This is a genomic window from Aquimarina sp. 433, from assembly GCF_054054605.1.
The window spans coordinates 351,048-364,478 of record NZ_JBSWZK010000001.1 but is presented as its reverse complement, the minus strand read 5'-3'; the positions used below and the strand labels follow the sequence as shown (position 1 = coordinate 364,478).

The 13,431-nt window shown below is 32.7% G+C and carries 12 protein-coding genes; 3 read left to right on the top strand and 9 right to left on the bottom strand.

What is annotated here, in order from left to right:
* Positions 1–220: 220 nt before the first annotated feature.
* Positions 221–421, bottom strand: a complete 201-nt coding sequence (locus ACWNT5_RS01655; RefSeq protein WP_299603466.1) for a dodecin family protein — start codon at positions 419–421, stop codon at positions 221–223.
* A gap of 124 nt (positions 422–545) precedes the next feature.
* Positions 546–1,451, bottom strand: a complete 906-nt coding sequence (locus ACWNT5_RS01650) for a NifU family protein (RefSeq protein ID WP_299895015.1) — start codon at positions 1,449–1,451, stop codon at positions 546–548.
* Between the two features lie 246 nt (positions 1,452–1,697).
* Here ACWNT5_RS01650 and ACWNT5_RS01645 point away from each other — a divergent pair, with 246 nt between their 5' ends.
* Entirely contained in the window at positions 1,698–2,726 is a 1,029-nt protein-coding gene (locus ACWNT5_RS01645) for a PorP/SprF family type IX secretion system membrane protein (RefSeq protein WP_299603460.1), read from the top strand.
* Positions 2,727–2,779: 53 nt separating this feature from the next.
* Here ACWNT5_RS01645 and ACWNT5_RS01640 read toward each other — a convergent pair whose 3' ends face one another.
* Both ACWNT5_RS01640 and ACWNT5_RS01635 read right to left on the bottom strand, forming a co-directional pair.
* Positions 2,780–3,283, bottom strand: coding sequence for a rhodanese-like domain-containing protein (locus tag ACWNT5_RS01640; RefSeq protein ID WP_299895018.1), 504 nt, complete (start codon positions 3,281–3,283; stop codon positions 2,780–2,782).
* A 36-nt stretch (positions 3,284–3,319) separates the two neighbouring features.
* On the bottom strand, positions 3,320–4,498 hold the full coding sequence (locus ACWNT5_RS01635; protein WP_456516422.1) for a vWA domain-containing protein: 1,179 nt from the start codon (positions 4,496–4,498) through the stop codon (positions 3,320–3,322).
* 210 nt (positions 4,499–4,708) lie between these two features.
* Here ACWNT5_RS01635 and ACWNT5_RS01630 point away from each other — a divergent pair, with 210 nt between their 5' ends.
* Positions 4,709–6,988, top strand: coding sequence for a histidine kinase (locus ACWNT5_RS01630; RefSeq protein WP_456516421.1), 2,280 nt, complete (start codon positions 4,709–4,711; stop codon positions 6,986–6,988).
* Positions 6,989–7,029: 41 nt separating this feature from the next.
* The gene (locus ACWNT5_RS01625; RefSeq protein WP_299895027.1) at positions 7,030–7,764 is read left to right on the top strand and encodes a LytR/AlgR family response regulator transcription factor; all 735 of its coding nucleotides are present in this window, start codon (positions 7,030–7,032) and stop codon (positions 7,762–7,764) included.
* A gap of 5 nt (positions 7,765–7,769) precedes the next feature.
* Here ACWNT5_RS01625 and ACWNT5_RS01620 read toward each other — a convergent pair whose 3' ends face one another.
* The 5 genes from ACWNT5_RS01620 to ACWNT5_RS01600 form a co-directional block, all read right to left on the bottom strand.
* Positions 7,770–8,300, bottom strand: coding sequence for a hypothetical protein (locus ACWNT5_RS01620; protein ID WP_456516420.1), 531 nt, complete (start codon positions 8,298–8,300; stop codon positions 7,770–7,772).
* 174 nt (positions 8,301–8,474) lie between these two features.
* Positions 8,475–9,263 carry a glutamate racemase gene (murI, locus tag ACWNT5_RS01615; RefSeq protein ID WP_456516419.1) on the bottom strand — a complete coding sequence of 263 codons (789 nt, stop codon included), beginning with the start codon at positions 9,261–9,263 and terminating at the stop codon, positions 8,475–8,477.
* An 87-nt stretch (positions 9,264–9,350) separates the two neighbouring features.
* On the bottom strand, positions 9,351–9,860 hold the full coding sequence (locus tag ACWNT5_RS01610; RefSeq protein WP_299603439.1) for an OmpH family outer membrane protein: 510 nt from the start codon (positions 9,858–9,860) through the stop codon (positions 9,351–9,353).
* A 42-nt stretch (positions 9,861–9,902) separates the two neighbouring features.
* Positions 9,903–10,763 carry an OmpH family outer membrane protein gene (locus ACWNT5_RS01605; RefSeq protein WP_299603437.1) on the bottom strand — a complete coding sequence of 287 codons (861 nt, stop codon included), beginning with the start codon at positions 10,761–10,763 and terminating at the stop codon, positions 9,903–9,905.
* Between the two features lie 36 nt (positions 10,764–10,799).
* Complete coding sequence (locus tag ACWNT5_RS01600) at positions 10,800–13,430, bottom strand: BamA/OMP85 family outer membrane protein (protein WP_299603434.1); 2,631 nt, start codon at positions 13,428–13,430, stop codon at positions 10,800–10,802.
* Position 13,431: the final 1 nt, after the last annotated feature.

The window sequence follows — 13,431 nt, the reverse complement described above, 5'->3', positions numbered from 1 at the left end:
TAATTACAAAAAATCAATTTTATTGAAAGATTGACACTGTTTAATTACGGTAAAACCATAATATTGATTTCGAAAACGTTGTAATTTGTAAGAAAAAACTTATATTTTTTGATATTTTTTTGTTTTTTCTTCTAGAAATCAGTTTGTTAAGTAAAAACCATTGTCAACAAAGAAACATCTCAATTAATAATGAGATGTTTCTTTATAAAGTGATACGGTTCTAACTAATCTCGAAAGAAATTTTAAGAATAACTCTATATTCTTTGATCTCACCATCATCAATGATCAACTTTTGATCAGAAATCCATGCTGACTTAATGTTCTTTAATGTTTTAGCTGCTTCTTTTACTCCATTTTTAGCTGCATCTTCCCATCCCTTCTCAGAAGCTGCTATTACTTCTATAACTTTTACTATTGCCATTTCAATAATTTTTTGGTTAATATTTTATTATATTCTCTAAGATACGAGATACTTAGGTTAAATTTTAGTAGTAACCGCTATTATTTTCATGGTTTTTCGATATGATTAACGAATATTCGATGAACTACCCGTTTATCGCCTCTACGTAGGCAACTTTATCTTTAAGCATTTCTTTAAGCATATTCTCGATTCCATTTTTGAGGGTAAATGTAGAAGAAGGGCATCCACTACAAGCACCTTGCAAAATTACTTTTACTCCTTTGCTTTCAGGGTCATAGGAATCAAACATAATATTTCCTCCATCACTTGCCACGGCAGGTTTGATATATTCTTCAATAATGTTGACAATATCTTTTGATGTGTCATCTAATTTTTCGAAATCGGTATCTGCTTGTTTTTCTACCTGACTTTTGGAGACAGTGGCATTAGCCGATAAAACCTCTTTACCTTGTTCTAAATATTCTCGAAGAAATTCTCTTAATTCTAATGTAATATCCTGCCAGTCCGCAATGTCATACTTATGGATAGAAATATAGTTTTCATCGATGTAGATCTCTTTTACAAATGGGAAATTGAACAACTTTTCTGCTATAGGTGCTTCTTTGGTATCATCGATACTTTTAAATTCATGACCAGCTGTCACTAGCTTTTTATTGGCAACAAATTTTAATACAGAGGGATTCGGTGTACTCTCTGCATAAACGGTGATAGCTGTCTTTTTTGGTGCAGTTGTTTCATTAATTACAGGTTGACCACTATTCAGGTAATTTTCTATCTGTTCTGCAACTTCATCTTGCACATCATTCCATTCCACAATTTCGAACTTATCAATGGCAATAAAGTTTTGGGCTATAAATACTCTTTTTACAAAAGGAAGATAGAATAATTGTTGGGCCAAAGGAGAGTTTTTAGCATGGTCAATATTCTCAAATTCATAACTTGTATGCTTTGTCAAAAAAAAGTTTGCTTCAAATTTTAGTATACTGGGATTAGAAGTAGCTTCTATTTTTATCTCAAATTTCTTTTCCATAATCAAATTTTATACAAATTTACTAAAAACTAAATCCAACTTGCCCTTTACGCTTTAAGATTAAGAATGTTTTAATACGTAAGATAAAACCTATGTTTTTATAAAAATTTATATATTTGAAGCTGGCACGAAGTAATATTTTAGTTTGGGAAAGAAATATGAAAGCCCCTACAATATAAGCTTGATTAAATAGTTTATATTGAAATAATTAACCTAGTTTTTCCTTTTTTTAACATAAAGCCTCTAATGAATTTGAAGAAATATTATTTGTTGCTTGCTATTTTAACCTCACAATTTATTTTTTCTCAGGAAGGAATTCCGGTTTATGCAGATTATCTTTCTGATAATCTTTACTTGGTACATCCGTCTATGGCAGGAGCATCCAATGCTAATAAAATCAGGCTTACAGCTCGGAAACAATGGTTTGATGTGGATAATGCACCAAGTACACAATCTGCTAACATCAATTTTAGAACTAATGATAAAGTTGGTTTGGGCGCTATAGTGTATAGAGATGAGAATGGACGTTTTACACAAACTGGTGCTTTTTTGACTTTTGCGTATCATTTATTGTTTTCACGTGATCGAACTGATCTTAATATGCTTTCTTTTGGTATGAGTGGAGCTTTTATCCAATCCAATGTAGATGAACGGGGTTTGGATGATCCAGCAGATCCTGATCCTGTGTTAAGAGGTAATCTCCAAAAGGATGCTTATTTTAATGTGGATATAGGAATGTCTTATCATTATCTCGATTGGTATGCGCATTTTACGGTTAAGAATGTATTGCCGACCGCAAGAGATATTTTTGATAATACTGATATTGGTGCTACTATTAGAGATTCTAATAACCAAAGAAGATATATCTTCTCAGTGGGATATGTATTCGGATTGGGAAATAGTGCTTGGAGTCTTGAACCTTCTGTTTTATATCAAGCTACAGATCAGACAAAAGAAAGTACTATTGATGCTAATCTAAAAGTGTATAGACGTTTTGGAGAATTAGCCACTTTATGGGGAGGCTTATCATACAGAAGAAGTTTTGATGGTGCTGAGTTTTCTCAGACAGGGATAGAAATAGAAAGTCAGAAACTACAATATATAACTCCTTTTCTAGGAATCAATTATAAAAAATGGATGGTTGGCTACACTTACAGTTACCAGTCCAACTCCGTAGTGTTGAGTAATGGCGGATTTCATCAGTTAACAGTGGGGTATGATTTTGGAAAACGAAAAGAGCGTTGGAATTGTCACTGCCCAGCCGTTAATAACTAAAAATATATTTTCATATAAGTAATGGCAAGCTCTAAAAAGCTTGCCATTTTTGATTACTTTACTGTTGTTCCCGAAAATGTAATACGTTTATCTTTTATCCTTACAAGAGATGCTAGTTCGTATACATTTTTGTATCCGTATCCATATAAATTTATAAAAGTTGGAATATTTAATGCCAAAGGAAGACTCTTGGTCGGGAAGTTGATAGCGTCTCCATCAATATTGTTATTACAATAAATTAAAATTTTAGTTTTTTTGTTTGGGATTAATTTGGCTAATTTCTTTTCAGTAAAATCAGAAAAATTCAGATGTACTGCGCCTTTTAGGTGTTTCTTGTCATATGCTGATTTTGATCTGGTATCTAACAGTATAGTATTAGGATCCTCTGCAAATTCTAAAAACGTTTCTAAAGGAATAAGTCTTGGCTGTCTGTATACCAAGACTTCTTCAGTGATCTCTGCAAATGCATTATAGTCGATTTTAGATTTTGGTAATTCTTTGTTTGATTGTGCAGTCATTGCTAGCGGCAATAATATTAGAATTAAATATGTTTTCATTGTATGATAATTATAAATTAAATCACGAATTAGATATTACTTTTCCCAGCTAAAAGACTTTTTTTGTCCTTGAGTCTTTATGGCTTTGATCAACGCTGCTTCTAGATTAGCTTCATCCTTTTTACTGTTTTTTTTGATATACGCTAAACGCTTTTTATTTAAATTTTGAATTTCATCCTGAATTTCCTTTCTTTCCTTACTCTTTTCAGCTATATATTGTTTCAACTCTTTACTAGATTTTTCTTTTAATTCTATAGGTAATTCTTCTTTTACTACTTCTTCTATTTCAAAACTTTCCTCTTCTACGGCGTCCACAAGATCCCAACTTTTGTTTTTGTAAAAACCAGAACTTTTACTGATTGCTCTGCTTACAGCATTGGCTTCGCTGTAGGATCTCGCATTACGATCTTGTTCAGCTTGTAAACTAATTTTTTTAGAACCTTCGTTACCATAATAGATATAGGTGTTATTTAGTTTTCTATTTAGTTGTAATATGATATCATCATAAGGTGTAGCTATATGAATTGTTTCTCTATTATGATCAATTGCGCTATATTCTCCATTGGTTAAATCTGCTCCGTCTTTCCATTTGGTGTTGATACCTTGAGCATAATTACCACAGAAAATAGTATTTACTGTTATGTCTTTCTCCTTAGCATCGATAGCGGCATCTTTATAGTCTAACGGTCCTTGTGTAAAAGGTTCATTACCTGCGATAAAAATTAGTTTTAGATGATCATTATTTTTTTTCCAATCCAATTGATTGATAGAGGTATTAATTACTTTACCACAGTATTCATTTCCACCATTAGTGGCAAGCGCAAATAGCTCTTTTGAAATTTCATCTAAATCATCCGAAAATGGAAGAACCTGTCTGATGTATCCTTCCTGAGATGGTAGTCGATCATTACCATATTCATATAAGGCGATTTGCAATTTTATTTCATAATGACCACACTTGGCATACGATAATTCATTTACTATTTCCCACAACTGAGCTTTTGCCTGGTCGATGAGTCCATCCATACTATTACTCGTATCCAGTAATAAAGCTACCTGAATATTTTTGGTGTCTGGATCTGTTTTGGAAGTGTAAATTTCTAAAGCTTGCTCGGTTTGGATGGCTAACTCGGTATTTTTTTCATTTTTTGCTTGGCATGATATAGGAATAGTAAGCAAACATCCTGCAAGCATCCATGTATATAGTGTTTTCATAGGTTTAACAATTTTTAAATTCTGTATAAAATTATGCTGAACTTTTTTTGATAAAAACTTAGAATGAGGAACATACACATATGAATGAGTAAACGTGTCTAGTTATTTAGTGAAATTGCATTTGGTGCTACGGAAAAGCTTTAAAACTTGGTGTAACCGAATATTCCGATTTTATAATCCCATATAAATGGATTAAGTTTACCTAGACTTATGAAGTATATAATGAGTAAATATTATTTTGTTTTAGTAGTAATGTGGTTGTTGTCTAATACCATGTTTGGGCAGCATAATGCAAAGACTTTTGAAAATAATAAAGCTGACAAGCGTAGTCAGTTCCTGGAAATTAGGGGAACCGTAAAAGAAGACAATACTCTTGAACCTCTAAAGAACGTAGAAATTAGAGTTGTTGGAGGGCAAACGTATCATACAGATAATCAGGGTGATTTTAAGATAAAAGCTAGAATAGGAGATGAAATTATTATTAGCCATGATAACTTCAATACTGTATATCATACAATAACAAGTAGTGAACGGATAGATGTTAAGGTTCAGGAAGATCCAGATGGATTTGTTTCAAAAAAGGAAATAAAGCGAAAAAAACTTTCTGCAGCTTATGGTTCTAATCTTAAAGCTGCGAGAAACACGATGACAAAAGATGCTGCAATAAGTATTGATTATGTGACCAAAGCGCTGGAAACTATTGAAGATGATGACGTTTTTGGAGATGAAAAAAAGGCAGAGCTTTTTGAAACTCTCGGAGATATCTATGCGTATTGGAAGCAACCAGATCTAGCAGAAAGTAATTATAAAACTAGTATAAGTAACAAGTATAGTATAGACGTAAAAATTAAGCTTGGAAATGCACAATTACAGAATAGCGATTATCAATCTTCATTGGTAACTTTTGATCAACTTAAAAAAGCTAAGCTAAATTCTGTTCAAAGAATAAAAGTATATGAAGGTTTAGGTGATAGTTATAAGGGTCAGAATGATTATGAAAATGCAAGTAAGAATTATAATATAGCATTGTCATTTGCTGAGAAAAACAATTCGGAGGATATCGTAATCGAGTTGAATTCTAAACTGGCAGAAGTGTTTCAAATTCAAGGGAATATTAATGATGCCGAAGAGTATCTCGATAATTCAGTACAGTTAGCAAGTAGAAGAAGTAAAAAGTCTTCGGCAAGACAACGGGCTAAGGCTGCGGACTTCTACAATAAGAATAATAGTTTTGCAAAAGAGATACAATTAAGAAAAGAAGCACTAGAAGATATCCAGGAGATGGAGGAGACAGAAGCGGAGAGTCCAAGTCCAATAGTATTGGATAGTATAAGTGCTCTAAATAGTATCAGTTTAGAGGACAGAGCTATTACTTCTCAAGTACAAAATTATAAAATCGCTAATGCTTTCGCGGCACAATCAGAGTATGATGAAGCAATTCCATATTTAGAGGAAAGTATTAAAAAAGCAGCATCAGAGAATGATTTAGTAGTCCAGAAAGATGCTACTCGAAAATTAGGAGAAGTATATCGAGAAAAAGGAGAATTAGAAAAAGCTTCTGAAGCTTTTGAAGAATACGAAGTGATCATTGATAAACTCTATATTCAAAAAGAGCAAGAAATTTCTCAGGCAACGAGATTTAATAGAGAATTAGCACAAAGAGCTAATCGGATAGCTTCACTCGAAAAAGATCGAGAACTGAATGAGAGTAGATATAAATTAGCCTTTGCTTCTCAGGAATTAGCAGGTCAACAGAAGATTATTATTTATTCTTTAATCGGTTTGTCCATATTATTGCTTTTGGCAGCTTATCTAATGTTTAGAAATATAAAGCAACAAAAGTTTGCTAATAATTTACTAGCGTTAAAATCTCTTCGTTCTCAGATGAATCCTCACTTTATTTTTAATGCTCTGAATTCGGTAAATACTTTTATAGCTACAAGTGATGAAAGGGCTGCGAATCGATATCTTACGGATTTTTCGTTGCTCATGAGAGCAGTTTTAGAAAATAGCGAAGAAGATTTTATTCCTTTAGAGAAGGAAATAGAACTTTTGGAACTTTATGTGCAGTTGGAACATTTTAGGTTTCAAGATAAATTTGAGTATAAAATAAACGTAGATCCTGAAATAGATATAAAGCAATATATGATTCCTCCAATGCTGCTTCAGCCGTATGTAGAGAATGCGGTTTGGCATGGACTACGTTATAAATCGGATAAAGGTTTTCTTTCCATTAATTTTCAAAAAACAATAGATGGCACTATCGAGATAGTAATTGCGGATAATGGTATTGGAAGAGAAAAATCAAAATCCCTAAAAACATTAAACCAGAAAAAACAGAAGTCCCAAGGAATGAGTAATATTAAGAAAAGAATACAGATACTTAATACTATGTATAAGGATAAAGTAGATGTTTTTATTTCGGATTTAACTAATGACGAAGAAGGGACAGGAACTCAGGTAAAGTTGATTCTTAAAAAAGATAAGTAAGTACTGTAGTAAACAAAATATAATTTAATAAATCAAAGACTGTGAAATTAACTGCAATTGTAGTAGATGATGAGGCAAATAGCCGAGCAATTCTAAAAAATTATTTACAAAAATATTGTCCAACAGTGCAAGTATTGGGAGAAGCTGCGAGTGTTCAGGAAACTTTAAAGATCTTGGAGACGGAGAATCCTGATCTGCTGTTTTTGGATGTAGAAATGCCTTATGGGAATGCTTTTGATTTGTTGGAACAAGTTCCTGATAGAACTTTTGAAACCGTTTTTGTTACTGCTTATGATCATTATGCTGTAGATGCGTTAAACGCACAAGCTACATATTATCTTTTAAAGCCGATTGCTATTGATAATCTGATTAAAGCAGTAGATCATGTTACTCATATTAAAGAGCGGGAAAAAGAACTCCAGGACAAAGTACTTACTCCTAAAATTTCGGCGACAGTAGACGGGAAAATTACAATACCTCAGCAAGATGGCTTTGAAGTGTTAAAAATATCAGAGATTTTATATTGCCAAGCAGATGATAATTATACCAAGATCTTTCTGAACAATGGCCAGAAATTGGTAAGTAAGACTTTAAAGTATTTTGAAGATACATTAAAAGATCAAGGCTTTGTTAGAATACATAAGAGTTATTTGGTAAATGTAAATATGATAGTAAGATATAAAAAAGGAAAAGGGGGTAGTGTACAACTATCATCAGGAAAAGAATTGATGGTTTCTTCATCCAAAAAAGGTACCTTGTTAGACTATTTTAAATAATATGATTACCAAGTGAAATTGGGTGAATTCCAATTATAACTGCTATAAGAAATTCCTTTGCGACGCTTGTATGCTGGAGAGTCAATAAATAAGGTTTTTACTTGTTCATCCCAGTCTTTGATAATTGTAAAATAACTACTATTTACAGCAGCCATGATCTGTTCGCAATCATGACAAATATGTTTTTTATAATCTAGAAAGTAATGTGCAAATTCATGAAAGGCAACTACTTTTAAAATTTCATCATCCAGTAATGTAATCCAATTAATGATAATGTTTTCTACTTTGTTATTATTATCTCGTGTAAGCATACCCAGAGTTGATCCTTTTTGAGAAATAGTTAATGTGTCTACAATATCAATATTTTTAAGTTCAAAAAGTTTGTCATGATATTCGATATTGTATTGCTTACAATATTCAAAAAATGTATCGAGATGAGGCTTTAATCTACCGTCGATTTTAACGTTATTCTGGGCAAAACCAAATCCCATGGAGAATATTCCAAAAAGCAACATAAAGCTTTTGTTTATCGTCATAATTTTAGGGGTACATAAGGTTATTAGTGTGGGTGATTCTAATTGTTTTAAAATCAATCCGTTACCAAATTAAAGTAAAAATTAATTGTAGTGAAGATAAAAGAATGTTAAAAGTCGCTGAAGCGTATCTCATATTAACAAACTTTAATATTATAGAATCTTTTTCCTACAAGTTTAAAAATCTAAATAAGAAGCTGTTGTAGAAATTTTGTGGTTAAAAAGGATGTCTTCCAGAACGGATAGTGTACCATTAGTAAAGAAATGGTGTTCACCTTTTTGGGTACTTTTAGAAAGTAAACTGTTCTTTAATAAAATAGACTTTGTCTGTCTGGCAACTGCTTCACCAGAATCTATAATAACAATATGGTTTGGGAGTATTTTTCTTAATATTGGAATAAGATAGGGATAGTGCGTGCAGCCTAGAACCAGATAATCAATATCTTTTTCTATCATAGGTTGAAGATAGGAGGTAAGTAGTGCGTGCATCTCCGGAGTGTGAATTTTACCTTCTTCTATAAGTTCGACTAATCCAGTACCTACAACCTCAATAACTTCTATATTGTGAGCATAAAGGTCTGAAGTTTTTGCAAAAAGCTTGCTGGTTAAAGTTCCTTTGGTTGCTAATACTCCAACTCTTTTGGTTTTTGTTTGTAGAGCTGCGGGTTTTATAGCAGGTTCAATCCCAATAAAAGGAATATCAAATTGTTGCCTCAATTCCTTTATTGCGTTGGTTGTAGCTGTATTACATGCGACAACAATAATTTTACACTGTAGTTCTAGAAGTTTTTTAGTGTTTTTTATGCTTAAGGATAAGATTTCGTTCTTACTACGTTTTCCGTAAGGGGCATATTTACTATCCGCTAAATAAATCGTATTCTCATTGGGAAGCATAGTGGTAATTTCTTTCCAAATAGAAGTTCCTCCAATACCAGAATCAAAAATACCTATAGCTTTGTTACTCATTAAAACTAAAATAGAATGGTTCAAAAATAAAAAAACAGTGAGAAACTCAAGTTGCTCACTGCTTTTTTTATTTTAAAAGGTAATTTTTTAGATACCTAAATCTTTTTTAACATCAGCCATTAAATCTTTACCTTCAGCTAAGATTACTCCTAATCCTGTAGTAGAGTCTAATACGTACTGGAATCCTTGCGCTTTTGCTACCTTTTGAATAGATACACGAGCACTTTCATAAATAGGCTTTAGCAATTCAACTTCTTTTTTCTGAAGATCTTGTAAAGCATTTTGTCTGTAATCAGCGATACTTTTTTCAGTAGCCTGCACTTCTTGTGCTCTTTTAGCATTTTCCTCTTCAGTTTTAGAAGGTGCTTCTGCTTGATATTTTTTCATGGTATTTTGTAATTCTAATACCATATTTCTAATTTCAGCTTCATAGGTCTTGTTTAGCTTCTCAATTTCGCTTTTTGCAGCTTTAAAAGCAGGCATTGCTTCTACTAGCTCTTGGGACGCGATATGAGCAACTTTGGATTGCGCATTTACGAAACTTGACGCTCCTAAAACTAATGCACAAGCTACTAATAGGGTTCTAAACTTTTTCATTCTAATAATATTAATGTGTTATAAATTTAAAAATTAATTTCTCTAGTTATTATCGTTTTCTTCAGTCTCTCCTTCTTTATTGTCATCAGACTGAGTGTCATTCTTTAATTGTTCTTTTAAGGCTTTTATAGAGTCTTTTTTTCTTTTTTGCGCCGCTAAAAGTTTTGCTCTTCGTTCTTCAAATTCTTTTTTCTTAGCTGCTCTAATAGAATCCCTTTCTGCTTTTCTTTCGGCTAATAACCGTTCTCTTTCCGATTGTTTTTTAGCTGCTGCTTTTTCTCTATCAGTTACTTCTTTTTCTTGTTCGACATTTCTTTTTTCAGCTCTTTCTAGTGCTTTCTTTTCTCTTTTGCTATTTACCTGTTTTCTTTTAGAAGCTCTATTGATCCTTAATAATATTTGATCACTAATATCATGTCTGTCTGCCGAAAACAACATTACTAAATCTGCAGACTTGTCAAATATAAAATCATATTTTTTATTCTTAGCAACTTCTTGAACAGCAACAAAAACTTGATCTTGTACTGGCTGAACTAATCGCTTTTTTTGAATAAACAAGTCACCATTAGGTCCAAATCTTTTTTGTTGATACTCAAGTATCTCTTTTTCTTTAAAGAATATATCTTCTTCTCTTTCTTCAATCAATTCTTTAGTTAGCAGAACACGTTCGTTGTTGAGGTCTTTTCTCATCTCTTCAACTTCTTTTAATTCAGCCTCGATTTCTACTTTCCATTTTTGTACTTTTTTTTCTAAATCAGCAGAAGCTTCATTGTATTCTGGTACATTTTCTAGGATATAATCCATATCAATGTATCCAATTCTAATACCTTTTTGAGCTTCAGCTGTAGTGGAAAAAGATGTCCAAAGAATAGCTGCTAATACTAAAAGAACTTTTGTTTTCATGATCCTGTGTTGTTTATAGAAATAATCGTGCCAAAATTAAAATTGTTGTCCAATGATAAAGTGAGTCTCCCATCCATTATTTCCTGTCGTACCTGGAATTGGGTCAAAACCATACCCAAAATCAATACCCAGCAATCCAAAGGCTGGCATAAAGATACGTAAACCTGCTCCAGCAGAACGATTTAATTGAAAAGGATTGAATCCTCTGAAGCTATCATAAGAAGCTCCTCCTTCTAAAAACGCCAGCATATATATAGATGCAGATGGTTTTAGAGTAATTGGATAACGAAGTTCTAACGAATATTTATTATAAATTGTTGCCCCATCCTCAACAAAATCTGGATCATTTGCTCTACTTAAAGGAATTATAGATTGATTAGGGTATCCACGAAGAGCAACAACCTCTCTTCCATCCAGAGCAGTTGCTCCCAATCCATCTCCTCCTACGAAAAATCTTTCGAATGGAATATTTCCTCTGTTGTTATTATAGGCACCAAGAAAACCATACTCTCCTCTGGTTCGTAATACCAAAGGTTGTTTTCCTATTTTAGTTAGTGTTGTGTACCAGGTAGCATCAAATTTTATTTTGTAATATTCTAACCAATCGAAACGTTCCTGATCAATTTCTCCAATTTCTGTATTTATCTCTCCAATCCTGTCATTAGTCGGGTCTGTATTTACTAGATCTTCTTGCTCTTCTAGTAAACTAGCTCTTTCATCTGCTAAAGCACCATAATCGGTTCCGTCCCATAAAGAATACGGCAATGATAATTTTGCAACAAGATTGAATTCAGAACCGGATGTTGGGAAAATCGGGTTTACTGCGGTGTTATTTCTGTTAATACCTATTGTATATGCTAAGTTGTTAGATGACCCATCACCAAAGGTAAACAGTCTTGTGTTATAGTTTTTAAGGTTATAATGCTGTATGCTTACTGCTTGTGATAAGGTAAAGTAGTTATCTGGCCAGTTTAATCTTTTTGCAATTCCAATAGAACCACCAGTAATTAAGAACTTACTATCTCTGTCTACATCACGTGTTCTTTGATTAAATAAAAATTGAATAGTATGCGAAAAAGAAGTTGAAAGTTGGAAAGGTCTTTTTCCTCCAAGCCATGGTTCTACAAAAGAAAGACTGTATGTCTGAAAGAACTGACTTGCCTGCGCACGAATTCTTAATGTTTGTCCATCTCCCATCGGAAGTGGGCTATACGCTTCTTTCTTAAAAATGTTTCTAATAGAGAAGTTACTAAACGCTAAACCAAGGGTTCCAACAAAACCACCTCCTCCAAAACCACCTTGGAGTTCTATTTGGCTCGCTCCTTTCTCTACTACAGGATAATTAATATCAATAGTTCCAGCTTGTGGATCAGCGTTTTTAAACTGAGGCTCTAGTTGTTCTGGATCAAAGAAACCTAATTGTCCTATTTCTCTTACCGTTCTTACCACAAGATCTTTACTATAAATCTGACCAGGTTTAGTTCTTAGTATTCTATAAACTACATGATCATTTGTTTTGTCATTTCCAGTAACTGTAATATGATCAAAACGCACTAACTTTCCTTCTCGGATTCTTATCTCAAAATCTATAGTATCATTTTTAACATCAGTTTCTACAGCATCTATATTAGAAAATAAGTATCCATTATTCTGATATAGGTTAGTCAAGTCGTTTGCATCAGGTTTGGTGTTGTCTGCAATTTGTTTTTCTAAAAGAACACCATTGTAAACATCTCCTTTCTTTATAACTAATTGTTGTGCTAATTGGCTGTCAGAATACACACTGTTTCCTAAGAAGTTGATATCCCCAAAATAGTATTTGTTTCCTTCTTCAATAGAGAGGTTGAGCGAAACACTGTTGTCATCTTCTACTATTAAGGAATCAGAGGTGATTCTAGCGTCTCTATAACCTTTTTCTTTGTATTTGCTGATGATACTTTCTTTATCATCTTGATAATCACTTTTAATATACTTAGAGCGTTTCCAGAATCTCCAGAATTTCTTCTGTTTCGTATTCTTCATAGCGGCTCTTACCTTGCTGTCGGTAAACTGCTCATTACCATTGATTCTAATTTTATCAACTTTTACACGATCTCCCTTGTCAATACGCACTAACATATTTACCTTATTGGTAGGAACAGTGTCTTTTACAGGAGTAGTATTGATAATTACCTTAGTATTTAAGAAACCATCTTTACGGTATTTGTTGGTAATAAAATTTCGTGTAGTGGTTATAAGGTTTTCTGTAACCTTTGTTCCTGGATTAAGACTGTTATCTTTGATGAGATCTTCTGCTTTACGTTTACGTACACCTTCAACTCTAGCTTGATTTAATTCTGGTACTTCCTGAATGTTTATTTCTAAAAACGCTTTTTCTCCCTCTACCTTAGTGATGTAAAAATTAATATCACTAAATAATTCAAGATCCCATAATTTTTTTATGATCTGACTAATACGATCTCCTGGTAGTGCAATTCGCTCTCCATTTTTTAATCCTGTAAAAGTAATAATGGTGTTTTCATTATAGGTAGATATCCCTGTAACTTTAATATCCCCAATAATATATTCTTTTCCAGAAGTACCAGGTAAATTTTGTGCTGAAAGTAATGCTGTATTTAACAAAAATGCAAGGAACGCAAAATATGTAATAGGTAATTTTTTTGTCATC